The organism is Paraburkholderia sp. GAS32, assembly GCF_050434225.1.
Classification (GTDB): Bacteria; Pseudomonadota; Gammaproteobacteria; order Burkholderiales; family Burkholderiaceae; genus Paraburkholderia; species Paraburkholderia madseniana.
Window position 1 is genome coordinate 41714 of the sequence record NZ_JBNPVS010000055.1, and the last position, 24219, is coordinate 65932.

Genomic DNA, 24219 nt, shown 5'->3' on the forward strand with positions numbered 1-24219 from the left:
TTCTGGTTCAGGCCAATACGCATTGGTGTTTCGAGTGCGCGCGCGAACCGAGGAAATTCACGTGGCCCGTGCCGACAGATGCACCGGCATGGCACTCGGGATCATAGTGAAGGCAGTGACCTCTCGAATCGTACGTGGATTGACAGCCATTCGGATCGAGAAATTGGCCATCAGCATTGACAATACCAGGCGCATTTCCACAGCGGCCAGGTAACGTCCCGGACACACACGTGGCCCGGCGCCGAATTGCAGGTACGCACGTGAGTCGTGTGCGGTGCGCGCGCGGCTCCCGTCATGCAGCCAGCGATCAGGGTCGAACCGCAAAGGATTAGGGAAATTGCGCGCGTCGAGTGTGGCCGGCCGATTCAGGAAAAACATTTTCGTGCCAGCCGGTAGCATGATGTCGGCAAGACACACGTCTTCCAACGGCTCAAACGAATTGATCGCAACGACAGGACGCAGCCTTCCGGTTTCCGTACAAACCGCCTCGAGCAGATCCAGTTGCTTCAACGACGTAAAGTCCGGGCAAACGGGAGCTGAGCCGAGCACACCGCGTGACGAGTCAAAGAGTCGCTGTTGCAAGGCGGAATCGGCAGCAACGTATAGCAGCGTCCACGCTATCGAATTCGCCGTCGTGTCTTCGCCTGCAAGCAGTAGCGTGAGAACATTTGCAGCGACCTGGTCGTCGGTTACATCGGACTCCGGCGCGTCGCGCATGACCAGCATCGCTTCAAGGAGATGACGTGGCAACTCCGACGGGTCATCGCGCATTCGTTCACGTGCCCGGCTCATCATATTTCGCACGTATCGGTGCACTTCGATCAGAGAGCGGTCGAGTTCGCGGTTCCTTGATCGAGACGCCCGGAGCCAGGCGCTGACGATCAGTCATTCAGCATAGATCATCCTGCGCCCGCAGGACCGGAAGAATGCCGGCTTTCAAAAACGCTGAGGAGGCAATCATGGCGCGAATCGAAGCGAAGTTGGCGGAATTAGGCTTGACGTTGCCTCAGCCGCTACAGATGCCGCAAAACGTACGCATGTCCTTGCCTTTTGCATGGATTCGAGTACGAGGGGCACGAGCGTTTGTTTCGGGACACGTTCCGCTCAACCTCGACGGAACAATTGCGCAACCGGTCGGCAGAGTGGGCGTTGAAGTTTCAGTGGACGAAGGCTACGCAGCGGCACGCCTTGTGGCGCTCGCTCAGTTGGCAAGCCTGAAGAAAGAGCTTGGAGACCTGGATCGCATTACGGCATGGCTGCGCGTCTTTGCGATGATTAATGTCGCGCCTGGCTTCGATCAGATGCCAAAGATCGCGAACGGCTATTCTGACCTTATTCTTGAAGTGTTTGGACCCGACATTGGCGCGCATTCTCGCTCGGCAGTCGGCGTGGCGCTTCCTCTAAACGTGCCGGTCGAGTGCGAGGCCGAGCTCGAGATCGACGGCGGGGTGCGCAGCCTCGTGTAATGAGCCCCTGTGTTACGGGACGCACATCTATTGACAGATTTAGCTGTTCGGTCATTTGAATGACCGTGTGAGAAGAGAGAATCCAATCACACCAACAGGGTGACGCCGGCCCAGGTGATCAGCACGACGCCCAGCGCGCGGCCGACACGCTCACCGCCGGGCAGGATTTTTTCCACGAAAACGATAAGCGACAGCGCGGCGATCCAGACGAGATTCATGATGCCGCCGACAAACAACAACGCCATCAGCAGCCAACAGCAGCCCACGCAGTAAATGCCATGACGCATCCCGAGCAGGAAGCTGCCTGCGACGCCAGGACGCCAGTGCGCGGTGAGGAAATTCACTGGTGAACGGCACTGCGTCAGGCAGGCGCGCTTGAGCGGCGAGAACTGATAGACGCCCGCCGCAGCCAGAACGATCGCGGAAAGGGGCGCGCTCTTCGACCACAACATCATTTCCGAAATGAGGCCGGTCGGTTGCAGCACCTTCTGCAGCGATGCCGCGCAGATCGAGAATGCCAGCCATGCGATCAGGTAACCGGCCAGGAGAAACAACGACGGGATGGCCGACCTGGCCTCGATCGCGGAGTGGTGCCGCAATACGCGTCGATACAACAGGACGAGCGGCGCCGCGCTGGGCGTCATCATCGCGATCATCATCACCCACCACATGAGGATCACGGTGGGCAGCGACGGATCCATTCCCCCGCCGCCATCTGCCAGTCGATGCGGGAACAGTGCGACGGCCGTCATCTCGAGCGCGGACATGCCGATTCCGGCGCCCGTCCACAAGTAGGCCCACGACAACGCGACGACGGCGACGATGCCGAGCGCGGTGATGACGCGCTCGCGTCCGAGGATATTTTCGACGCTGCTCATGCGGCAGCGCGATGCCGGATCGGTCCTTTGTTATTCAAGTGCAGTCGCGCGAACTGGGCGTAAGTCCCCTTGAGATCCAGTGCGATGTTTCCGTGCGAGCGGCTGGTGCCGGAGCCGATCTCGGCAAGCTCGTATTCGAAGCCGTGAGGCAAGTCGATTCGGACACGATGCTCGTCGCCCGTTACGGGATTGCGGACCGGTTCGCCGACAACGTCGAATACGCCCTCGACATGAATCCGGCCGCGTCTGGTATCGACATCAACATCGAAATCGATCTTCGTAAAGATCGGATCGAATGCTTGCTCGAGCGTCGATGCGAATACGGAGAACATCGTGGCGAACGGCTCGGTGTCCTGCCCCGTCATGATTTTCAGAATGGCTTCGCGTTGTTCCGGGCTGGCCCGTTCGTCGACGATCGGCTGGCATTTTCCCTTGCCTTCGTGGATCGGTCCCGGCCACTGAAACACGACCGCGATGTTGAGGCCGTCGAGTCGCACGTCGCCGTAGTAACCGTTGCTGATCGAGATGGCGCCCATCGCTTCGCAGAAGCCGTTGTTCGGCAGTGCGTTGAATTGGCACGGGCAACCGTATGAGCAATTGCAGTTGATCAGTTCGGTGCCTTGGATTTCCCAGGGAGTCGTGGTTGTTCTCCTTATGCTCCGTGACGAGTAGCGTGCTTCGAATCTAGTGTATGGCAGGGGGGAGGGAAGTCAAAGTTTGGGTTGACTGGGCGCGCGGGCGATTGTGATGGGCGTTACATATGATGTTTTGACGGAGGAGCCTGCGGTCAGAACGGCCGCCACCTGATCCACATCGCAGGAGAAAAGCGGCTCGTCAGCTATCACGACCGTATCTGGGAACGGTGGTGGATGCGCTCGAAAGATTGACGGAGGTGGGCGACGTTCGTTATCTCGCGCGCCGCAATTCAGGCATGGGCCACAATGATGTTGGACACCATCTCCCCGGTCACCTTTCCATCCACGACGAGGGGCGGCAATTCGCTTTTCAAACGGTAGGAGCAAGCACCAAAGTGGAGACCTTGCCGTCGTTTTCGATTTCGACAAAACCGATTCTGCTGTACCAGTCGTAGGCAGCTCGGTTGCATACGAAGACATTCAAGTACACCGGCTTTTGTAAGTCACTGGACAACGACATCACCTTGGCAATCGCTGCACTGCCGATCGACTTGTTTTGCATCTCCGGCACGATACAAAGCATTCTCAGCCATACGAGATCCGGTTCGACGTCCCAGTGCACAAATCCGCATCGGTTGCCTTCCCATGTAACTATTTGACAAGCGCCTTGGCGAAGGCTTTTGGCAAACCCCGCCTGTTGCAAGTCGTCGTCCCAGCCATACGCTGAGGCAACGAAACCTTTCATCGTTCGCCGGTACGTGTCAAATAGCCATTCCGAGTCTTCAGGTGCGGCCTGTCGAAAATCCAGATTCATTACAACCGCCGATCGCGATAAGCACGTCTTCGCCAGAATATCGGATACAGGGGATCGGCATCAATCGGTTGGGCCAGCTAATGTCGACGGACGCGGAATGCCATTCACCGGATAGCTGAGTTAGCCGATCTGCTGCTGGCGAACCTGGGCTCCCGACGAACCGCCGAAATCGACCCGGAGCCGCCGTTCGAGCCGCCAGGGCTTCAATGGCAGTTATCGGAGTGATCCGGCCGTCCGCGCCGGTCCCTCACGAGCAATGGTTCCACCTCTTTGTGGACGTTTGTCGATTGACGGCAAGGCGATCGTTCAACGGCCCAGGCTTACTGCTTAAACCCTGCGTGACGCAGCGCTTCCTCAGCGGCCTCGTGGTCTTGAACCGATGTTCCGCCAGAAACACCGATGCCACCCACCAGACGCCCTTCGTGGAAGATCGGTACGCCACCGCCGACCGGCGTCAGCCGCGGATGGTGCGCCAGTGGGGCAACGGTGGGCTCGGCCATGTACTGATTCCATTGGTGCGTGGCCATGCCGAACGACGCGGCGGTCCATGCCTTGTCGATGGCGACATCAACGGTAAGGAACGGGGCGGTATCCGCTCGCTCGAAAGCGCGCAGGTGGCCTCCTGCATCGGTAATTGCGATGGTCGCGGCGAATCCGCGCGCGGCGCACGCGCGGCGCGCTTCTGCCAGCAATGCTTGTGCAGCTTCCAGGCTGATCGTTGTCGTGCTGATGATTTGCGATGTCATGTTGATGCTCATTGTCAGAAGAGTTCAGCGGTTGGCGACGACGACCTTGCCGATCATATTGCCTGCCTCGACCAGCGCATGCGCCTCGATCAGACCTGCGGCGTTGATGCCGTCAATGCGTCGGGTCAGCGTGTGCTTGAGGCGGCCCAGATCGACCAGCTCCGCCGCGCGGCGCAGCAACGCGTATTGCCGTGCGAGGGTGTCGGTGGTGAACATCGCGCGGGTGAACATCAGCTCCCAGTGAATCGAGATGGATTTCCCCTTGAACGGCCCGATGTCCAGACCCACCGGGTCGTCGATGAGTGCGAACTGGCCTTCCGGGCGCAGCACGGAGGCGATTTGCGGCACATAGGCGGCGCTGTTGTTCAGCCCGGCAACGTGGGTAACGTGCTCGATGCCGAGCGCGGCCAACTGGGGTGCCCAGGCCTGATGATGATCGAGGACGTAATGTGCGCCATGGGCCAGCACCCACTCGCGGGTTTCCGGCCGCGAGGCCGTGCCGATGACGGTCATGCCAGTCAACTCGCGCGCCAGTTGGGTCAGAATCGAACCGACGCCGCCAGCCGCTCCAATGACGAGCAGCACGTTGTTGTCGGTCGGGTCCGCTGCGTGAACACGCAGACGGTCGAACAGCAGCTCCCACGCAGTGATCGTCGTCAGCGGCAACGACGCGGCCGCGGCGAAGTCCAGTGAGGTCGGCATAGGTCCGACGATGCGCTCGTCCACGGCGTGCAGTTCGCTGTTGCTGCCGGGCCGCTTGATGTCACCCGCGTACCAGACACGGTCGCCTGCCTTGAAGCGGGTTGCCAGCGGACCGGTCGCGCGGACGATTCCCGCCGCGTCCCAGCCGGCGATGCGCGCACCGCCTTCCGGAATATCTCCACCGCGCCGGATTTTGGTATCGACCGGGTTGACCGATACCGCTTTCACTTCCACCAGCAGATCGTGGTCGCGCAGCTCCGGCGTCGGCAGCTCGATATCCTGCAGCGCCTGCGGGTGGCTGATGGGATGGTTCTGATAGAAGCCAATTGCTTTCATACACATGGTCTCCAAGGGTGATTGAGACCATGTTATCTTTCGTCGATATGCGGATAAATACCCGCCGAGCCCAAACAATTTCGGCATTTCGATGAAAATGATCCGACTCGATGACGTTCAGATCTTCGTACACACGGTGGACTACGGCAGCTTCTCGGAGGCGGCGCGCCAGTTGAATATCGCGCCCGCACATGCGAGTGCGTCAGTGCAGCGACTCGAAAAGGCGCTGGACACGCGCCTGTTCACCCGTTCGACGCGAAGCATGCAACTTTCGGACGCCGGGGAGCGATACCTGCCGCATGCGCGGGTCATGATTGGCGCGCTGGAGCAAGGCCAGCATGCCCTGGCCGACGGCCGGGGGGCGCTGTCCGGGCCGCTGCGGCTGTCCGCTCCGTCTGACTTTGGTCGAAACCTGTTGTTACCGTGGCTGGATGAATTTCAGCACCGGCACCCTGGTTTGTCGCTGCACGTGAAAATAAGCGACCGTGCGGCCGACCTCATCCGCCAGCCGCTGGATGCGCTCGTGCGCTACGGAGCGCTGCCAGATTCGTCTCTTCTGGCCATGAAACTGGTCGACAACAATCGACGCGCATTGTGTGCCGCGCCGTCATACCTCGAACGGCATGGCGCACCGGCCAAAGTTGAGGATCTGCGGCGACACAACTGCCTTCGGTACGTCTGGAGCGAGCAGATACATGAACGCTGGCACTTTACCCCGCCTGGCGGCGAGCGCACCGTGGCCGTCACAGGCAATCGCATCAGCGACGATGCCGATGCAGTTCGTCGCTGGGCGATAGCCGGGGAAGGCCTTGTCTACAAGTCGCGGCTGGACCTCATTGACGATCTGAAGGCAGGTCGGCTGGTGGAGTTATTTCCCCCGGAGTATTGCGAGCTCGCGCCGCTGCACTTGATTTGTGCTCACCGTGCGCAACTGTCGCCGGCGATTAACGCGTTGCATGCTTTCTTGCGGGAGCGCTGCACTGCATTGCTTGCCAGCCATCCATCCGGAGGCACTCAGGCTGTACTCGCGATTTAATTGGCCGCCTACAGGGCGCAACGGACGTCTGAATGTCCGAACCCCGTTGCCCGCGAAGGTTGTCTGTTGGCCGAACCCGGAAGTACACGGTCAGTCCGAACATCCAGTGTCTCGGCCCGATGCCGAGCTTCCGTACCCGACCCTGAGGGGACCTTCAGATTTGTCGAAAGCGGCCGTTCACCATGTAGCCGGGTCTCGCAAACGCGCAGGACTGGCAACGCACACAATCCCGATCCGACTGGTTCATCATGTCCGACAACTGGTTGCAATATGTTCCCCTCGACCCTGAGTTCAGGCCAACCGAGCTGGCCGCTGAAACTGCACTTGCGCTGTTTTCTCGGCTGGTCCCCAATGCGGATGAGGTCGTATTCTCGTTCAAGCAGGAAATCGAATTTTTCCATCCCGGTGCGAATTGGGAAGGCGTAATTTGCCCCGTGTGCGGCACGAACGTCGAACCTTGGTGGGCAAACAGGATGGACGATTTCGCTGCTGGCCGCCTCTCTGACCTCGTTGTCGTGACCGCATGCTGCCAGTCAAGTGTTTCCTTGAACGACCTCGGATATGTGTGGCCGGCAGCATTCGGACGATTCGTACTTGAGGCGATGAATCCGAACACACGTGGTCTATCGGTCGCCCAAGAGTCCCAGGTCGAGGACGCGCTTGGCTGCAAACTCAGAGCAATTTGGGTCCACATTTAGCGAGCTCGCCGTTCCGTCCGAGCCCAGTTTGTGTCGATAAGCGCTGTGCGCGTCCGGGACTCAATGGCGAGTGTCCGTTATGGAGCGACATCGACGACCGACCGGAATTGGCCGGTCACTGTCCAACGCGAAAGGCATAAATCAGTGGCCAGGGCGGTCGCTGGGGTACGGCCCGTAAGCCGGCCCTCAGGTAGTAACTGAGGACGTTCCTGTGCGATCAAACGTTCCACCATTTCATTCTGCTGCCGACCCTGACTGCAACGGCATCCATTCCCGCCTGAGAAGCCCATACACCCAGGTATCAGATACCTCGCCATCCACAATGCAATCTTCTCGCAGCGAGCCTTCGCGGACAAACCGGAGCTTCTCCAGCACGCGGCTCGATGCCGTGTTGCGCGTGTCGGCCTCGGCCTGAACACGGTTCAGGTCCAGCGTGTCGAAGGCCCATTGCAACAAAGCGCCTGCCGCTTCGGTGGCGAAGCCTTGGCCCCATGCCGCCTCATCGAAGCAGTAGCCCATCCTCGCGCTGCGATAGTCTGGATCCCATTTGATCAAACAGCACCAGCCGATGAACACACCGTCGGCGGCACGCTCGATGGCCAGCCGCGCGCCGGTGCCTTCCTGCTCAATTTGCCTGCAAACCGCGATAAAGCGCTCTGCTTGCGCGCGCTCCTTCCATGGCGGCGCGTCCCAGTAACGCAACACGCGTGGGTTGCTCTGCAGTGTGTAGATGGAGTCCGTATCGGCTTCCGTGAAAGGGCGCAATAGCAGGCGAGCGGTATGCAGTGTCGGGGTTGGCAAGGTCATGAGCGCATGTGTGTATTAGTCAAGCTCGGTGTGAACTGGCCGCTGGGCGGGACCGGCTGGCTGCTTTCCCGGCACCAGGACCCGTCGAAATTTCCCGAAAGGAAAAGGGCCAACTAACAGCAGAGATCTTTGCGGAGATACGCGGCGACCGCCCCTGTCAGCGCGATGCCGTGCAATTCCTCCGGCGATGCCAGATGCGTGGCGATAATCTCACGATTATCAAGCCGCAGCTCGGGTATGCAATCGAGGTGCAGCTCAAAGAAATGCACCCGGTCTCTTCGTCCGTCCCAAGTGCCACAGGCGCTGCCCGCGGGGAGTAATGTGTACGACGACAGACCAATCTCCTCCTCCATTTCGCGCTGCGCCGCTGCATCAGGGGTCTCACCGGGCCGGAGACTACCGCCAGGAAAATTCCACTCGGTCCGGTACGATGACTTCACAAGCAACAGTGCCCGCCCGACGTAGATTGCTACTAGCGCGCCCTCATGGCGAGGCCGTCGAAGATGCCACCATGCGCGAGCGAGCCGGAAGCCGAGGCGAAGCACCATGCGCCAGGCAGAGTCGATAAGCGTAGCCGGTCGCACCCATTCAAGGCTCGGCATGAGTTCTCTCCTTTCCTTTCATGGTCAGAGGATCTTCCGGGTCGCCGCGTTAGTGCGGCTTAGGTCATTCAGCGTCTGTCACACCACTGCTTGGAAACCGTAGTTTAGCGAGTAGCTGCTCTCGCTCGGGATAGCGATTGTCAACAATTCAAGGGCGTATGTCGATCGGTCGTTCATGGCCGCGTGGAGTCTCATGGGACCGGCATAACCTGACTCGAAACGGCCGGCCGTTTGAGGGCTGCCGTTGCCGCCTATATCCAGGCAGCAAGCTTGCCTGCTAGGAACCTATACTGGTAGCGGCTTGTATTCCACCCTGGCCGTGCTCGCAATCAACGAATTTTCCACCTCACATTAGTTGCGACTGACGGACTCCGCCGGCTCACATGGGTTGCGACTGAGCTTCCAATGAGCGAGCAAGCCGGAGCGTTCCCGATTGCAAACCCTTACGTTCAGTGGAGCATTCTGATGCAACAGAAATTACGTGCTGCGGTAGTGCAATCGGGATCCGTCGTCTTCGATGCGGACAGAACCCTCGATAAAGTCGCGACGTTTACCGCAGACGCCGCGCGACAAGGAACTCAACTTGTCGTATTTCCTGAAGCATTCGTCTCAGCCTATCCAAAGGGGCTCGATTTCGGCTCGACAATTGGTGGAAGGACCGCTGCCGGCCGCAACGACTATCGTCGTTACTATGACAGCGCGATAGAAGTGCCAGGTCCCGGCACCCGCCGGTTGGGCGAGGTTGCTGCCGACCACAAACAATACATCGTGATCGGCGTAATCGAGCGGGACCATGGCACGTTGTATTGCACGGCGTTGTTTTTTGGCCCGGACGGTACGATGCTCGGCAAGCATCGCAAGCTGATGCCAACCGCCGGCGAGAGGCTGATCTGGGGCTATGGCGATGGGTCGACCCTCCCGGTTTTCGACACGCCGTTCGGCAGGCTCGGCGCAGTCATTTGCTGGGAAAACTACATGCCATTGATGCGTATGGCGATGTACGCCAAGGGTGTCCAGATTTACTGCGCCCCCACCGCTGACAGCCGGCCAACATGGGCTTCCTCCATGCAGCATGTTGCCTTGGAGGGGCGTTGCTTTGTATTGTCAGCCTGCCAGCACCTGCGCCGATCGGATTGCCCAACCGACTATGCGGCAATCCAGGGTAACGATCCGTCCACTGTGCTGATGAGCGGCGGAAGCTGCATCGTCAGCCCGCTTGGCGAGCTGATTGCCGGTCCGATCTTTGAGCAGGATGCATTGCTCGTGGCCGATCTTGACCTCAACGACCTTGCCCGGGCGAAATATGACTTTGACGTCACGGGTCACTACTCGCGTCCGGACGTCTTCCGTTTGCATGTCAACGAAGCGGCAACGCCTCCGGTCGTGTTTGAGAAAAATGGATTCGGCAGTGGCTCCTGAAGGTCAGCGCGGAAGCCGTCATTTGCAATGTGATGCGACAGAATGCGGGCCGGAAACTGCGCAACTCATTTCATTGGTTTGCATACCTTGCGGTCCTATGCGACGACCCAGTCGTGGCCGGCAATCGGACCACCCGCTTGCTGCATGCGACCGCCCGAAACCAGACCGCCAAGATCCACCGGTGCGTAGCCAAAATCGTTGACGAGTCCGATCACCACCGCCTTTGCGTCCTTGTCGTCACCGGAGACGAAGATGACGCGCTTTCCGTCATGAAACTTCGGGCCCTTGTCGTAGTGCTCCATGCGGATAGCATTGAACGCCTTGACGACGCGAGCCTCTGGCGCGTGTGCCGCGACGATCTCGCTGGCGCCCGTGCCCCCCAGGTCCGCCAGAACGAGCTCAGGCTCGAGTTGCGTAAAAGGATTGGTGGTATCCACCAGAATGCGACCTGCCCAATTGGGCAGCCCATCCAGGGCCGACGGGACTTGAAGCCATGGAACGGCGAGCATGACCAGCTCGAGCCGGGCCACCTCCTGGACCGTATCTGCCGACGCGTTCGGACCGAGTCCGGCCACGATATCGCCCAAAGCCTGCGGCCCGCGACGAGCGCTCAAGACAACCTCATGTCCTGCTTGAATGGCACTCCTGGCGATGGACTGCGCTACAGCACCGGCTCCAATAAAACCAATCTTCATTTCGACACCTCAGCGGCAACGTAAGTTAGCGAAGCCATGCTCGTCCAGGAGCACGGCACGTGGGAGAACAGCCTGGTCAGTTCGATGAACGCAAGTCGAGCAGCACCTTGCCACCCCTGATTGCGTGAGCGACGGCCTTTGGGTAGTCCGCAAGCGGATAGACGGCGGCCACAGGCAGGTCAAGCTCGCCGCGAGCCATCAGTTCGGCAGACTCGTTGATTGCGTCCACGATGTGCGGCAGGTATTCGGGAAGGTCGATGTATATGCCGCGCACGACGATGCCGCGCAGATGCAGATCCACGACCTTAAGCGGCATGACCAGCTCGCCGCTTGTGAACGCATAGCTCACCAGCGTACCGTTTTGCGACAGCACGTCGATCAGGCGCACCGCAGCCGAACCGCTCAGGCCGTCGATGGCCAGACGGACGTTGCCCGGACCGACTGCGGCCTTGGCTTTGTCGATGGCGCCCGGCTCATCGACGAGAACGACGTCTCCACCAGCTTCCTCCAGTTCCTTGACCAGTTCCGGACGACGTACGAAGTTGATGGTCCGCAGGCCACGCTTCTTCGCCAACGCGATCACCGTGCGGCCGATGCCGGAGTTGGCCGCGTTTTGCACGATCCAGTCGCCTTCCTTGAGGTCAACGAAGCGCCCGAGCAGTAGTACGGCCGTGGGAGGATTGATGCGCAGCATGGCCAGTTGACGTGGATCGACGTTTGCAGGCAGCGCAATCAGCCCCTTGGCGGGGACCACCAGGCGCTCGCGCCAGGTCAACGCATAAAGCGGCGGTAACACGCGGTCGCCGACCTTCACGTTGGAGACATTCGAGCCTGCCTGCAGAACTCGCCCGACGCCTTCGTTGCCCACGACAGAGGGCAGTGGAGTCGAGTAGGCGAAGCGATTGGTGATGACGGCCAGGTCATTGCCGTTGATGGGGGCATACTCCATCTCGATCAGGACTTCATCCGGGCCGGGGTTGGCCGGCTCCGGAAGGTCAACGAGTTTCAGAGTCTCGACGGGGTCGCCGAAAGCGGTGTTGTGGATAGCACGCATGGCTTACGTCCTTTCATAAGATGCTTGGCTGGAAAGCCGGGAGGCAATACTTCGGCACTCGGGGTTCATTTCGAAATCGTGCAAAGACCGGGGTGAACGCTATCAAGCCGCCCCTCATGACGAGGAGTGCTTCACATTGCTCAGGACGCGTAGCGCTAGAACGCGAGCAGCACCATGCCGGTCCTTCCCCTGCGGTACGTATGTTCGAGCGCTCCCTGGTAGTCGCTCGCCTGATATCGTTCCGCTACGGGAAAAAGGCTCGGGAAGTTGCGTGCGAGCTCGAGCGCCTTGGCCACGTCTGCATCGTGCACCGCCGCAGCTTCGAATTGCCAACTGAACAACGACACCCCCTTAATGGTCAGCGCTCGAGGGGCGATGGAACGAATGTCCGCCGCAGCGCCGCCGAGGGAGCCGTAGCTAACGATCGTTCCACCGCGAGCGAGGAAGCTCGCTACGTCGGGCAATAGCGCGCCGCCGACGCCATCGAACGCCACGTAGACGGGCTTGTTCGCAAGCGCATCGCGAAGCTCGTCCTTCCAGCCCTGGTTCTCCGTGCCGATGACAGAAAGGTTGGGGCGAGCAGCTTTAAGTGCTTGCGCGCTCGCCGCGGAGCCGACGAGCAGGATCGGATTGACGCCCACTTCGACGAGCAGATGAGTGAGCAGCTTTCCGACGGCGGAATTGGCAGCCGTCTGAATAACGGTGACATCTTCGCGCTTGTCTTCGGGCAACGCGTTGTGACCAGCTCGCATCGCAAGGCGTGCAGTCAACGTGTTGACCAACATCTGCGCTGCGACCTCGTCGCTCACTTCATCGGGCACGGGTATCAGCGACTGGACAGGCGCGGCGATCCTGGAGCTCCAGGCGCCGTTGACGGGAAAGAAGGCCACACGTGTGCCGACCTGAATCCGGTGTGAAGGGTCGATGTCAGCGGCTAGCGCTTCCACCACCCCTACACCTTCGACGCCGGGCACTCGACCTCCCCTCGGGATGAGGGGAGCCGCCCCGAAGGCGGGGGAAGCGGAGACGCCCAGCAAGTCGCCCGGATGAACCGGTGTGGCGGACACACGCACAAGCGCCGCTCCGCTCGCAAGAGAAGGGACATCGGAAAGCGCTTCCAGCCTGAGCACCTCGGCAGGCTCGCCGTGGCTAGTGTGAATAATTCGCTGCATCGCAGACTCCTTCTGCAAGGATTTGATTATTGGAGCGATCGCTCCGTTATGGCAGAATAGGTTCATCTCTACAGCATGTCAATTAATTTTGGAGCCATGACTACAAAAAACGATACGCAACCCCGGCGCAGCCGCGGCAGGCCCTCGACCTTTGATCGTACGGAAGCGCTGAACCGAGCCATGAAGCTCTTCTGGGAGCACGGATACGAAGGAGCCTCCTTCGACCAGTTGATCCAGGCCATGGGGATCAGCCCCTCGAGCTTCTACAACTCGTTCGGCAGCAAGGAGCAGCTCTACAAGGAAGCGACGGACGCATACCTGAGCATGTCCGAAGTCTGGTTCGCTGGCAGACTGTTCGGCACGGCCGACACGCGAGAAGCATTCAAGAAGCTTCTCGATGCTACCGTCGCGGAATTCACTCGAGACAGCCACCCATCGGGCTGCATGATCTCTCTGGCCGGCACTCACGTGCCCCCCGAACTCGCTTCTATTCGTGAGACGATGGCCGAGCACCGCGCAAACGCTGAAGAGATGATGGCGCAGCGGTTGCGCAAGGGGGTCGAAGACGGCGACTTACCGCCTGACACCGACGTGCCCGCACTTGCTGCCTTCTACAGCGCCGTGACCCGCGGAATGGCTGTCCAGGCAAGAGACGGAGGCGGCCCGCAAAAGCTGAAGGCGATCGCAGATGTCGCCATGCAAGCATGGCCGGCTCAAAGCGGTCGGGTGAGATCTGCAAGGCCCCGGGGGACGCGCGTTGTCTGACAAGGCATGGCCAACGCTTTCATCCTCGCAATGCAGGACATGATTTGCGCACTGCAGCTGAGGGAATGCCCTCAGGTCTTTCAGGTCGTCGAGGCAAGCTGTAGACGGGGAGATGGATATCCGAAATGCATTGACACATCCGTCGGGCGCAATTAATTTCCCAATGCTTGGGACTGGTCATCCGGGTGATTCCACGATGACACGGGCTAAATCAGTTGCGGCCCTTTGGGCCGCGCTGCGTACGCAGCAGAACGCATATTTGGTACCACGGCAACACTCAATGCGCAGAACGCTTTCACTTCTTGTAGTGGTTACTGCATTGGCGGGGGCAGTGCAGGCGGCGCCTGCCACCCAGATCGGTGTGGTGCTCGCTGGCTCGGCCCTGGATTTCTGGGCGACGATGAGCAAGGGTATGCACCGTGCGGCTGACGATCTCCATGTCGAACTGGTAATGCGCAGTCCTTCCGATGGAATGTCACTTGGCCCACAACCCAATGTCCAGTTGAGAATGATCGACTACCTGGTGAAGAGCGGCGTAACGGGTATCGTGTTGGCGCCCGAGTCACTGCAAGGTGTAGCGACGCCGATTTCGATCGCAGTTCCCACGGTACTCGTCGACCGGAGCAGCACGGATTACAACGCGATTTCCACAGTAAGCACCGACAATTTCGCGGCAGGTAGAACTGCGGCCCTGAGTCTGGTACCCGTTCTGCACCAGGGCGCCAGAATTGCAGTACTGAGACTCGCGCCGAATATCAGTTCGACGACTGCGCGCGAGGAGGGGTTTTTGACCGTCGCACGTGAAAACGGGTGGCGTGTGGTCATCGCCCCCTATGTCGGGTATCAGTTTCGCGAGACGGAGGCACAGGTGCGCAAGGTCCTGTCCGGTGACGTAGGGCGCCTCGACGCGGTCTTCGCTCCGAACGAGACGACGGCCTATGGGGCCTTGCACGTCGTCGAAGAGATGCCGGTCAGCACTCGTCCTCGCCTGGTCGTGTTCGATTGGCGCCCGGAATTTCTGGATGCGCTTGAACACGGCATGATATACGCGGACGTTGTGCAGGATTCCTACCGTATGGGTTATCAGTCGATCGAGACGCTGGTCGCTGCCTTGCAGGGCCATCCGCCTCGGCCAACGATATTTGTCGACGTGGTGACGGTGACACGCGCAAACAGGAATGACCCGGCGGTACGCGCCGTGATAGCCAACTACAGTCGATAGCGACGCGGGAGTGAGCGTGCGCCTCACCGCCTCGACGGTCGCTATGTGGGTGCAGCGGTCATTCATCCCTTCAGGTCGGTCGACAAGTCATCGGCCAGAGCGAACGGACGCGTCTCATCGTTATCACCCGCGGGCGAGCAGAAGCAAAGTCTTGACCGCCTGCCCGCGTGCGAATTTTCTGCCTCCAGACCGCGTACAACCTCAGCGAGCGCCGCGCGAAGCGGCTGTCGCGCAGACATCTGGACATGCTGATCGCCCTATCTCACTTGGACGGTGAATTGCGCCAACAAGGCCGCCACCCATAACCAATCGACTATGGAATTCAAAAAAATCTTTAATTATCGTGAATACATCTTCGGTTCTATGCTTGGCTCATGCAGGTTGCAGTTGGGAGTCGAATCATGGGACACGCCACTATCGCGTCGCGCACCAGTGCGACGATACAGATGCTGTGGCATCTCGGAGTTGGAAGCGAACCGGCTCTCGGCGCACATCTCGTGACACCTCGCGGCGCGTACCGCCACCACGGCATCTATGTGGGCGAAGGCAAGGTAGTGCACTATGCGGGTCTTGCCCGGTCGTTGCATCGCGGACCTGTCGAGGAGGTGACGATTGCATGCTTCGCTGCCGGAAGCGAAGTGTGGATAAAGCCGGGCAATCGTCCAGGTTACGCCGACCGGCAAGTTGTAGAACGGGCGCGCTCGCGCCTTGGCGAGAATCGATACAGGCTGCTGACCAATAACTGCGAGCACTTCTGTACGTGGTGCCTGTATGGCGAAAGCCGCAGCGAGCAAGTGCGCGCGTGCCTGACTTATCCGCGTGCGGCAATGGGCGCAGCGGCCGGCCTGTTCAAGATGTCGATCAATTACTTCGCTCGGATGGTCAGCAACCGCAGGGGTGCGTTGCTCGACGTAAAGAGCGACTGCGTCGGCGCTACCGCCAAAGAGCGCTTGATGGGTCCGATAATGTCCGGCCCCGCGTAAGCGTGCCCATGTATGGCGATTAGTTCAGCCCGAGGTCCGGCAAGCATACGTAAACATTGCGGCCGACGGTCTGCGTAAGCGAACGTTCCTGTTTTTTGCCATGCACAGAGCCACGAGCCACCGAAGCGGGCCGGCACTCAGCATTCGATTTTCTCCAAAGCGGCCGTTCGCAACCAAGGTGATATGCGAGTGTGCAAACGGCGGCGGTGGTCGTTGACCAGACGAGCGTGACCGTTGTCCGGCGGAGCGGCCGTTCGCCCACGCTTTCACACGGACGTTCGAGCGGCGGCTCCGCCGAGACTGCGGACCGTCGCACGCCGACAGTCACCAGCGCATCGTTCGCCATACGCTTTCTCGGAAGTAGTCCTTTCGCAATGACCGCTCCCGAGCAAAGCGAACAGGCGCTATCGACTCGACGGGCACTGGCGCTGCAGTCGAGGGAATATTCGAAGTGCAGGCTCAGACTTACAGTCAGCCACCATCTTGGCGACGCCCGCAAGTCGACTTAATAGGGCACTCCATGAAGCAACGGCTGGGTTTTCTACGGAACCGGAGTCAGAATTCACCTCGCTTTTGTCCGATATTTCTCTAGATGCAGCCTATGATCATTGTCGCGACGCAATCTTAATGCGCGGCTGACTCACAAAGTCGCCAATGCGCTGGCTTTCGTGAGGCTCGTCGGCACGCGTCTGCCGAGACCAGTCGGAAAATGATCGTTGGTGGAGCAATTCACTATCACAACGTCGGTCGCTGTCGCGACTGTGTTGCCTCGATCGAGTCACCGACGATATTGACTTGCATTCCCGAATAGACGGCCGTGTTGGTGGCCTCCGTCCTTTAATCGCTGCCTGCGCAAACGGCGAGCCAGACATACGCAGGGCATCGTCGGCGTGCTGTCGCTCGACGACGTAATCGACGAACTCGGCTGCGACCAGGCGCTGCTCGCGAGCATTGGCCACTTCCATCAGAACCGCGAGAGTCCGGACAGCGTACAGTCATCGCCGCATGCGCGACACTGGAGCGAGCGGCCGTTTGTTGAGCACTGGATTCAGGCGCCTCAGCACCGCGCGGCCCGCCGCCGGTGCGTCTGCCGAAATCGCACGACGGGTGCAACAGATGGGGACCCGTCGCGACACGCTGAGGGAGCGACCATGCGCGCACTCGACATCATGACGCCGTCCGTCGTCACCGCCACACCGGACATGACGATCCACGACGCGGCAAGACTGTTCGTCGATAATCGTATCAGCGGCATGCCGGTCGTCGACGCGAACGGACAGGTCGTCGGCATCGTCAGCCAGGGCGACCTGCTGCATCGCGTGGAGACCGGCACCTGCCGCGGAAAGCGCGCGTGGTGGCTCGAACTCCTTTTGTCGTCGCCCCGCGAGCAGGCTGCGAGGTATGTGAAGGAGCACGGGCATGTCGTCGGCGACGTAATGTGCGACCAGGTGATTTCGATTTCCGAGGACATGCTGCTCCAGCAGATCGCGGACCTCATGGAGCGCCGGCATCTCAAACGCGTGCCGGTGCTGAAGGACGGCAAGCTGGTCGGAATCGTGAGCCGCTCGAACCTGATCCGCGCACTCGCGAGCGTCGCGCTGGCCGCGGACTCGGCTTCGCACGACGATGTGAGCCTGCGCGACGCGATAGTCCTGGAAATGCACGGGCAGCCCTGGGGGTTGCCGAAACAAGGCGTCCTCGTCAAGGACGGCGTCGCGCATCTATGGGGCGTGATCGAGTCCGAGGAGGAAAAGCGCGCGATCCGCATCGCGGCCGAGGGCGTGCCCGGCGTCAAGCACGTGGAGAGTCACTTGGTGTTTCCGAGCGTGATGCCGTCGCTATAGTCCGCAGGTGGTCGCAAGACGCGTGCAGGGCCGTTCGACCAGGAGCTGCGCCGGCTCGTCGACGCCGAAGGCGTGTGGGCCCATTGCATCGGGATGGCCGACGCGATGAACGGTGCGAGTTGGCCGGCCGCTTGCGACATAGGCTCAATGGCGCGTGGCGGTGCTCGAGATCGCGCGTGCCGGACGCGAGCAACGAATGCGGCGAGCGGCTCGCGCGATCACGCAAAAACAGCGCGACCGCCTGTACATCGTCACCGACAGCGAATGTGTTCGTCGCGCTCGCGACGAACTGGCCCCGCCATGTTCGGCAGAGACAGGCCTGTTTCGGTCATTCATCGGAACGCGCTAAGATAGCCGCTCATTTACTGCATGCGTTAGACCAGTATGGACGATGAAGGGAACGTCCGTTGTACTCCGAGAGCCGTCGTAATTCTGTTCCCGTTTGGAACGGCAGTTCCGGGTCGGCTACGGAAGTTCGGTGGAGGTCGGTGGCCAGCATCGTAGGGCGGTGGTTATTTGTTTCAGTGCGACCCGCTTCCGCCGTTAGGTCCGACGTTGTCCTGATGGCCAAAGCCTCCGTTCGAGCATCGGCTGTCGGTATGGACGGCTCGTGTAGACTGCGCCGATGTCCAAACAGATAGACTACCTCAGCTCCATCCTTCCTCTTAGGCTCCGGCGCGTGTCAATCCCTGTGGTCGACGCGCCTCCACCAACGCCTGATGGTTTTGGCAAGCTTGTAGCAGACCCGAGCGAGGCGCGATCGGGAGAGCACGTGAAAAGGGATGAGTTTCTGGAACGACCGCTGACTGAAACGGAAATAGAGGTGCTCGCTGATTGCCTGATCCGCGACCCCGCTCCGGAAGAGGCGATGAATGTCTCGGTGAATTCTCGATCCAGCGAATTCGACATCGCGACGACTGCGCTCGCCAGCAATGGCTGGTGTGTCGTGCCGAACTTTTTGTCGCGGACCCAGACGCAGGCCTTGTCGACCGAATGCATGGACATGCACGACGCGCAGCTGTTGACGCCAGCCCGTGTAGGGGCCGATCGCGCTGCCACGCTTTTGCGCGGCGATAGCACGCGCTGGTTCCAACCTGAGGCGCTGAGCACGCGGCAGCAGGCGTTCGCCGATCGCATCGAAGCGCTACGGATCGCGCTCAACCGCGACCTGTTTCTCGGCCTGGTTGATAGCGAATCGCACTACGCGGTATATCGGCCAGGCGCCGGATATGCACGCCACCTCGACTGCCTGCGTAACAACGACAGTCGCGTGATCTCCGCCGTGTTCTACCTCAACGAAGGGTGGCGGGACACCGAGGGCGGCGCACTGCGGCTCTACCTTGCCGATCAGTCGCATCACGACATCTTTCCGCGCGCAGGAACGCTGCTGTTGTTTCTTTCGGCACAGTTTGAACACGAGGTGCTGCCCGCCACGCGCGATCGCATGAGCATCGCATGCTGGATGATGCAGCGGGTGCACGCCGAGGCGCGTGCGCAGCTGTGACTAACGTTCGTGATCGCGACCTTGCGGATCAGGTTGACAATCAGTCGTTGGATTTCGCGAGTGCCCATATCGGCACGCTGCCAATGGGGCACGCGCGAAGCCAACGCAGGGTCACGACATTGCGCAACTGTCGATAGCTACGGTGCGGGGAACCGTCTACGACGGAAACTTGCCATGTACTGATTTGCGACGACCCGATCGATCCCAAGTGTCCGCTGCCGTGGACGAGGCGACGTTCGGGTGTCCGTTGAATGCATTGGACGAATGGCTGAAGGTGGCCGTACTGCACCGGATGTTGACCGGCTCAGTTCGACCCCAAGGGGACATTTGTTCTTCTACAAAGCGGCCGTTCATCTGTTGCCATCGACGCTGCTGCAATGCCTGGCCAATTCGATCGCTTCCGATCCGAGTGCCCGGCGTAAGTGCTCGAGTCGCGGGCGACTATCACCGCACGAACTGGACGCGCTCCGCGTTTTCAATGTCTTCCATACATCGCTGGCCGAATGGCTGCATCAGGATGCCGCGCTTGAAGTCGGTCATAAAGGATTGACCTTCTTTTCGCGCTTGCGCATGTTCTTTCCACATGAATCCGTGGATCAGCCTGAACGGTTGCGTCCTGTAATACACGAACATTTCGAGTGGCACATCAAGTCCTGGTACCCAACCCTCGATCAACAAAATGTCCAATTTTGTGCCGTCGTTCTGAGTGATCGTCCCTTCGCGACCGGACGACCATCCGGAGCCGCCGACAGTCTGTTCTCGTGCTGATCGCGAATTTGCAACGGCTTCGTGCTGAGTCGCTGCGGGATAGGGGACCGGTGTGGGCGTCCCATTATCCCAGTAGACAACGTACGGAACCGTTAGCTCGCCCGGTGCAAGAAGGTGCTGAACATTGATCCCGTGACTGAACGCGTACCCCATGTAGAGGGCCAAGTGCTTTTCATTCATGGCGGAATTCCGCCGTTTGATGCCGAAAACATCGCCGAATCTGATCACGTATACCTCGCATCATGCTCAATCGCCAGATTGAAAATCATCTAGCAGACCTCCACCGTGCCCTAGAGCGCCTCTGCGCGCTTTCCGCCGATATGCAAGGCGATCACGCCGACCGCCATCGCGACGAGGGCGCGCGAGAACCAGATCTTGAACGGGGTCGGAAGATCGAAAACGTCGAATGCTTGAATCAGGCTGTAAAGTCCGAAGCAGATCGACACGATGCCGAGCGCGAGAAGGGAGACGACGAGCATCTCTGGCGCCGACCGACGACGCACATCATTTACTTCTTCTGGAGGCTTTGCTGTCGCAGATGGCTCGTGACGCCGCTTACAACCCGGCCTCATATACTTAGCTTCCGCAACTGCGGGCCGCGACTGAAAGCTGAACCGCTCGTGTCATCCGCAAGCTTGCCGACTTGAACAAACTGTTCCATGAGGCACAGCACAAAGCAGAGAATCATGACGCACCGGACCGTCGAGAAGAATGCACTTTTCCCTGGCACGACGATGTTCACGACGGCCACCCTGTTGTGGGCGACAACGCCTTGTGCGACGGTGGATCGTGAACTCGGCCCCTGCAGTGCGGCGGGAATGCCCTGAATGAAACGAGTGATGGCGAGCGAGCCGACGAATGCGCAAGCCACATGTAAAGAGATCAACCAAGGTGGCTGCGGATATTCCGGACTGTCGAGTGCCAGGTTCAGGCACGCCACGATACCGGCACACGCTGCGCTCAAGGCGAACGCCAGCAGCCATGATTTGAATCGCAGGGTCATGAGTTTCGGCTTCAATGAAAGGAGGCTCGACTTCCATATCGGCAAACAGTGGAAATTCTTGAGTGATCCGCACGCTGCACGCGACGCTTCCGGCCGATGCACGACTAGTAGTTCAATCGTCGGGGGTGAAGCGCGCGATCAAAAAAAGCGTGCAAATGTCGCGCAATTTCAACTGGTGGTTAGCGATTTAGACCGCGAAGTCGAGCGTCCCAAATTGGCCGAACGTCGCATGGCCGCGATCGGCAGCATGTGGCTAGTTGGTGACGTTTTCGCGTATCGATTTTGGGTCTGTCGGTTCCCAGTATCCGCCACTGCCGTGATACGTTTCTGCGTGTAACCAGAACTTCTCCTCGCAATGCAGGCAGCGAAAATGGTACTCGACGTAGTCGTCCCATGCTGCGCCTTTCGCGAGTTCGATAAATGAGACGGAGACCCAAGGGCTGTCGGGCAGCACCTCTACAAGTGTTTTATCGGCGATGTTCTCCGCGGCGATTTGTATCGCTTTGCGTAGCTCGCGAGGATGTCTGATTGCGTAGCGAACGCAAAGGTCCGCACATCGATCACATGCCACAGAAGAAGGCTCCGTCGGGATTTTGCTACGTTTAGCGGGGTAGTCTGTCGGTATCGGTGAAGGCGATGAACGGGATTGTCGGCGATCTGGGTGACCATGTCGAATGACCGTTCGTGGCCGAACCCGGTCTAGCGCGCTGCGCCGCGCTAGACTAGCTGTTTGCACATATGCTCCTCGTCATAAAAACGATCTCCAACCTTCATCGCGCGTGGCTCCAAGCCGAACGTCTGAAAGCCATGCGACGCGTAAAGCCTCTTTGCTGGCAGGTTTTCCGCATTGACGCAAAGCATCAACTGGATTGTCTCCCACTCGTTGGACGCGTGAACTGTCGCTGCCGACAAAAGCGTTTGTGCGATTCCTCGTCCACGGTATGAAGGGCTGACGAACACGCCCCAAATCGTGGCCTTGTGGTTCACCTGGCACAGCGGTTCTCGACGGACGCCCGTGATGGCGACCAGCGTCCCGCCGTCAAATGCACCGAAGACAGCCTGTGTTGGTGTTGGACGAATGCGGGCCGCGATCTCCTCTATCGAGCGCGCCATTTCCTCCTGCCGGGTGGGCCATATGGATGTGGGGGAATTGTCGACGGCGAGAAGACGCAATGCTTTGAATCGCTCGGCGTCGTGGGGATCCAGGAGGCGGACAGTGACCATGCGAACTAAGGGGATGACCAAAGAATGCTTACCGTAATCGAAATCAACAACGCCGCGCAAGTTTTGACTCTCGGGTGCCTTTAGCCCACGCCCATTATTTAAGTCGTCGACAATCTGGACGCGCATGACCGAGGTTCGCTTTTGGCCGAACACGCTCCGAACCGGAACCAAAAAAACTGGGCCCGCAGCAGCGAACCGCATTCGGCATGTCTACACCGTACAGACTCTCATAGCCGCCAGGTTCGGCCGCTCAACACCACCTCAAATTAATTTGAACCGGATAGACTCTCGTAGCGCTTTTGCCGCCGTAAGCCCTTTTTAGGAGTGCATGCATGGTTACCGGCGAAATCCAGTCGGTCATCCAGCGGACCGAGGAGTACGTGGCACTGTGGAAGCACCTCGCAGAGCTGGCCAGATTGCAGCAAAAGGCGGGTGGACACTGGCAGGCCATGCTTGGTTGGCCGGGCTTCTTTCCCTTTCATTCCCAGTTCGCACCGGCAAGTTTGAGCCAGAACATCAACCCATGGAATATTTCGCTTTTTCAGGTAATCAGCGGGACGCGGGGCAACCCGCAAACCGAGGTTGAAATCCTGACCAAGGTTGCAAGCTACGGCAGCCAGTTGGGAACGGTTATCGATGCCTTGATGGTTGTCATGCCTGACCAGGAAAAGCGCAAGGCGCTCAACGATGAAGATCGCGACGCGGTAGTGAAGCTGGAGCATCTGGCCGGCGAGATCAAGGGTATCAAAAAGGGTTGAGGCCTGGCGGGAGCATGGAACTATCTCAGCTCATCAGCCAGTTACCTGGAATACTGCGGGCACACCCCGGGTGTTATTTGAATCTGAAGGGTTGCTCTTGAAGCAGGTAATCGGCGGTAGTCGACCCTGAGCCGTCACCGGCATGGCAGTGCGACAACCGCTCTAACTCGCGCATCCTAACGTGAGTCATTTCCCAGGAACAATCTACGGAGATTCGCGGAGATGCGTGCCTGTCACGGGTGATAGACTCGGTTGCGCACCTCGGTGCGTTGCTAACCGAACAACAACGTCGCTATCTATCCGGAGCCATCGCATGATCAATGAACGACATACGGTCACCCGCGCCAACCCCTTGTCCGCAGACGGGCTGTGGATTCCAGAGGGGCCGGGTAAGTGGTCGCGGCCGCTGCGTTTCCTGAAAGATGATCGCGGCTGGGTGGAACTGATGCGTCTGGCGCCAGGTATCAAGCTTGGCCTGCACCGTCATACCGGCGAAGTGCACGCCTTCAACCTTGAAGGGCAGCGCCGCCTCTGTACTGGCGAAACTGTCGAACCCGGTGACTACGTGCACGAGTCTACCGGCAACGTCGACTGGTGGGAGGCGGTCGGTGACGAACCGCTGGTCGTGATGGTGGTGGTGATGGGCACGGTCGAGTATCTTGGTCACGATGGTGAGGTCAAACGCCGCATCACAACCGCCGATCGCCTTGCCGACTATCAGCGGTATTGCAGCGAGGCGGGCATCGAGCCGCAGGATCTGCTCGAGCGCTGAGCGCGGCGCCCCAGCCTGCAGATGCAGGCGCTCATGCCCTCCCTGGATGAGATGGCGCTGAGCGTTGACTCGGACACCGCTTCATTATCAAGGGGCTCAAAAGATGACGGAGTGCATCGCGGTCAATCCGCAAACAGTCCCGATCAACCCCTAAGGAAAGTCTGCAAAAGTCCTGGCATTGACGTGAGCGTGGACTATCCTGGGAGCAGGAGAATTTAAGGGGTGACGTGATGGCACAACTTGGCCTTGGTCTGGATCTGTCAACGAAACGCACGCGCAAGCGGGAATTTCTCGAAGAGATGAGGCGCGTGGTGCC

At 59.7% G+C, this 24219-nt stretch carries 27 protein-coding genes; 12 read left to right on the forward strand and 15 right to left on the reverse strand.

What is annotated here, in order from left to right; genetic code table 11:
• Window positions 1–57: 57 nt before the first annotated feature.
• Complete coding sequence (locus P3T25_RS40905; protein WP_308112570.1) at window positions 58–885, reverse strand: cytochrome P450; 828 nt, start codon at window positions 883–885, stop codon at window positions 58–60.
• Between the two features lie 74 nt (window positions 886–959).
• Here P3T25_RS40905 and P3T25_RS40910 point away from each other — a divergent pair, with 74 nt between their 5' ends.
• Window positions 960–1466, forward strand: a complete 507-nt coding sequence (locus P3T25_RS40910; RefSeq protein WP_154566739.1) for a RidA family protein — start codon at window positions 960–962, stop codon at window positions 1464–1466.
• 86 nt (window positions 1467–1552) lie between these two features.
• Here the strand turns inward: P3T25_RS40910 and P3T25_RS40915 are convergent, their stop codons facing one another.
• From P3T25_RS40915 to P3T25_RS40935, 5 genes are all read right to left on the reverse strand, one after another.
• Window positions 1553–2344: a DUF2182 domain-containing protein gene (locus tag P3T25_RS40915; protein ID WP_266238684.1), complete on the reverse strand. Its 792-nt coding sequence runs from the start codon at window positions 2342–2344 to the stop codon at window positions 1553–1555.
• The gene (locus P3T25_RS40920; RefSeq protein WP_266238801.1) at window positions 2341–3000 is read right to left on the reverse strand and encodes a DUF1326 domain-containing protein; all 660 of its coding nucleotides are present in this window, start codon (window positions 2998–3000) and stop codon (window positions 2341–2343) included. The genes P3T25_RS40915 and P3T25_RS40920 overlap by 4 nt, the downstream gene beginning before the upstream one ends.
• A 349-nt stretch (window positions 3001–3349) precedes the next feature.
• Entirely contained in the window at window positions 3350–3793 is a 444-nt protein-coding gene (locus P3T25_RS40925; RefSeq protein ID WP_266238685.1) for a GNAT family N-acetyltransferase, read from the reverse strand.
• A 320-nt stretch (window positions 3794–4113) separates the two neighbouring features.
• Complete coding sequence (locus P3T25_RS40930; protein ID WP_115109045.1) at window positions 4114–4539, reverse strand: GlcG/HbpS family heme-binding protein; 426 nt, start codon at window positions 4537–4539, stop codon at window positions 4114–4116.
• Window positions 4540–4563: 24 nt separating this feature from the next.
• Window positions 4564–5577 (reverse strand): zinc-binding alcohol dehydrogenase family protein, encoded by a 1014-nt coding sequence (locus tag P3T25_RS40935; protein WP_154567962.1) that lies wholly within the window; start codon window positions 5575–5577, stop codon window positions 4564–4566.
• Window positions 5578–5674: 97 nt separating this feature from the next.
• On the opposite strand from P3T25_RS40935, the gene P3T25_RS40940 reads away from it, so the two are divergent.
• Together P3T25_RS40940 and P3T25_RS40945 are read left to right on the forward strand one after the other, a co-directional pair.
• Window positions 5675–6613, forward strand: a complete 939-nt coding sequence (locus P3T25_RS40940) for a LysR family transcriptional regulator (protein WP_171926709.1) — start codon at window positions 5675–5677, stop codon at window positions 6611–6613.
• Window positions 6614–6861: 248 nt separating this feature from the next.
• A complete protein-coding gene (locus P3T25_RS40945) occupies window positions 6862–7311 on the forward strand; it encodes a hypothetical protein (RefSeq protein ID WP_166618371.1) in 450 nt (149 codons plus the stop codon).
• Window positions 7312–7545: 234 nt separating this feature from the next.
• On the opposite strand, the gene P3T25_RS40950 is transcribed toward P3T25_RS40945, so the two are convergent.
• Both P3T25_RS40950 and P3T25_RS40955 read right to left on the reverse strand, forming a co-directional pair.
• Window positions 7546–8118 carry a GNAT family N-acetyltransferase gene (locus P3T25_RS40950; protein ID WP_266238686.1) on the reverse strand — a complete coding sequence of 191 codons (573 nt, stop codon included), beginning with the start codon at window positions 8116–8118 and terminating at the stop codon, window positions 7546–7548.
• Window positions 8119–8231: 113 nt separating this feature from the next.
• The gene (locus tag P3T25_RS40955) at window positions 8232–8720 is read right to left on the reverse strand and encodes an NUDIX domain-containing protein (protein WP_266238687.1); all 489 of its coding nucleotides are present in this window, start codon (window positions 8718–8720) and stop codon (window positions 8232–8234) included.
• A gap of 465 nt (window positions 8721–9185) precedes the next feature.
• Between P3T25_RS40955 and P3T25_RS40960 the strand changes: the two genes are divergently transcribed.
• On the forward strand, window positions 9186–10139 hold the full coding sequence (locus P3T25_RS40960) for a carbon-nitrogen hydrolase family protein (RefSeq protein ID WP_266238803.1): 954 nt from the start codon (window positions 9186–9188) through the stop codon (window positions 10137–10139).
• Between the two features lie 95 nt (window positions 10140–10234).
• On the opposite strand, the gene P3T25_RS40965 is transcribed toward P3T25_RS40960, so the two are convergent.
• The 3 genes from P3T25_RS40965 to P3T25_RS40975 form a co-directional block, all read right to left on the reverse strand.
• Window positions 10235–10834 (reverse strand): NADPH-dependent F420 reductase, encoded by a 600-nt coding sequence (locus P3T25_RS40965; RefSeq protein ID WP_266238688.1) that lies wholly within the window; start codon window positions 10832–10834, stop codon window positions 10235–10237.
• Window positions 10835–10910: 76 nt separating this feature from the next.
• Window positions 10911–11888 carry a zinc-dependent alcohol dehydrogenase family protein gene (locus P3T25_RS40970; RefSeq protein WP_266238689.1) on the reverse strand — a complete coding sequence of 326 codons (978 nt, stop codon included), beginning with the start codon at window positions 11886–11888 and terminating at the stop codon, window positions 10911–10913.
• A gap of 155 nt (window positions 11889–12043) precedes the next feature.
• Complete coding sequence (locus P3T25_RS40975) at window positions 12044–13060, reverse strand: zinc-binding dehydrogenase (RefSeq protein ID WP_266238690.1); 1017 nt, start codon at window positions 13058–13060, stop codon at window positions 12044–12046.
• A gap of 96 nt (window positions 13061–13156) precedes the next feature.
• Here P3T25_RS40975 and P3T25_RS40980 point away from each other — a divergent pair, with 96 nt between their 5' ends.
• The 5 genes from P3T25_RS40980 (at window position 13157) to P3T25_RS41000 (ending at window position 19378) form a co-directional block, all read left to right on the forward strand.
• Complete coding sequence (locus P3T25_RS40980; RefSeq protein WP_266238691.1) at window positions 13157–13825, forward strand: TetR/AcrR family transcriptional regulator; 669 nt, start codon at window positions 13157–13159, stop codon at window positions 13823–13825.
• Between the two features lie 112 nt (window positions 13826–13937).
• Window positions 13938–15047, forward strand: a complete 1110-nt coding sequence (locus P3T25_RS40985) for a substrate-binding domain-containing protein (RefSeq protein ID WP_429362918.1) — start codon at window positions 13938–13940, stop codon at window positions 15045–15047.
• Between the two features lie 401 nt (window positions 15048–15448).
• On the forward strand, window positions 15449–16030 hold the full coding sequence (locus P3T25_RS40990) for a lecithin retinol acyltransferase family protein (RefSeq protein WP_154567323.1): 582 nt from the start codon (window positions 15449–15451) through the stop codon (window positions 16028–16030).
• Between the two features lie 1151 nt (window positions 16031–17181).
• Entirely contained in the window at window positions 17182–17874 is a 693-nt protein-coding gene (locus P3T25_RS40995; protein WP_154567324.1) for a CBS domain-containing protein, read from the forward strand.
• A 625-nt stretch (window positions 17875–18499) separates the two neighbouring features.
• Window positions 18500–19378: a 2OG-Fe(II) oxygenase gene (locus P3T25_RS41000; RefSeq protein WP_266238693.1), complete on the forward strand. Its 879-nt coding sequence runs from the start codon at window positions 18500–18502 to the stop codon at window positions 19376–19378.
• A gap of 444 nt (window positions 19379–19822) precedes the next feature.
• Here P3T25_RS41000 and P3T25_RS41005 read toward each other — a convergent pair whose 3' ends face one another.
• The 3 genes from P3T25_RS41005 to P3T25_RS41015 all read right to left on the reverse strand — a co-directional run bounded on the left by P3T25_RS41005 (window position 19823) and on the right by P3T25_RS41015 (window position 21149).
• Window positions 19823–20326 (reverse strand): hypothetical protein, encoded by a 504-nt coding sequence (locus P3T25_RS41005; protein ID WP_154567330.1) that lies wholly within the window; start codon window positions 20324–20326, stop codon window positions 19823–19825.
• A gap of 110 nt (window positions 20327–20436) precedes the next feature.
• Entirely contained in the window at window positions 20437–20625 is a 189-nt protein-coding gene (locus tag P3T25_RS41010) for a hypothetical protein (protein ID WP_154567331.1), read from the reverse strand.
• 89 nt (window positions 20626–20714) lie between these two features.
• Window positions 20715–21149, reverse strand: a complete 435-nt coding sequence (locus P3T25_RS41015) for a hypothetical protein (protein WP_429362922.1) — start codon at window positions 21147–21149, stop codon at window positions 20715–20717.
• On the opposite strand from P3T25_RS41015, the gene P3T25_RS41020 reads away from it, so the two are divergent.
• A complete protein-coding gene (locus tag P3T25_RS41020; RefSeq protein WP_266238695.1) occupies window positions 21148–21486 on the forward strand; it encodes a hypothetical protein in 339 nt (112 codons plus the stop codon). The two genes, P3T25_RS41015 and P3T25_RS41020, sit on opposite strands and share 2 nt — an antisense overlap.
• Before the next feature lie 380 nt (window positions 21487–21866).
• Here P3T25_RS41020 and P3T25_RS41025 read toward each other — a convergent pair whose 3' ends face one another.
• The gene (locus tag P3T25_RS41025) at window positions 21867–22373 is read right to left on the reverse strand and encodes a GNAT family N-acetyltransferase (protein ID WP_429362931.1); all 507 of its coding nucleotides are present in this window, start codon (window positions 22371–22373) and stop codon (window positions 21867–21869) included.
• Between the two features lie 332 nt (window positions 22374–22705).
• Between P3T25_RS41025 and P3T25_RS41030 the strand changes: the two genes are divergently transcribed.
• Complete coding sequence (locus P3T25_RS41030; RefSeq protein WP_266238696.1) at window positions 22706–23131, forward strand: hypothetical protein; 426 nt, start codon at window positions 22706–22708, stop codon at window positions 23129–23131.
• A gap of 313 nt (window positions 23132–23444) precedes the next feature.
• Window positions 23445–23903 carry a cupin domain-containing protein gene (locus P3T25_RS41035; protein WP_266238697.1) on the forward strand — a complete coding sequence of 153 codons (459 nt, stop codon included), beginning with the start codon at window positions 23445–23447 and terminating at the stop codon, window positions 23901–23903.
• Window positions 23904–24219: the final 316 nt, after the last annotated feature.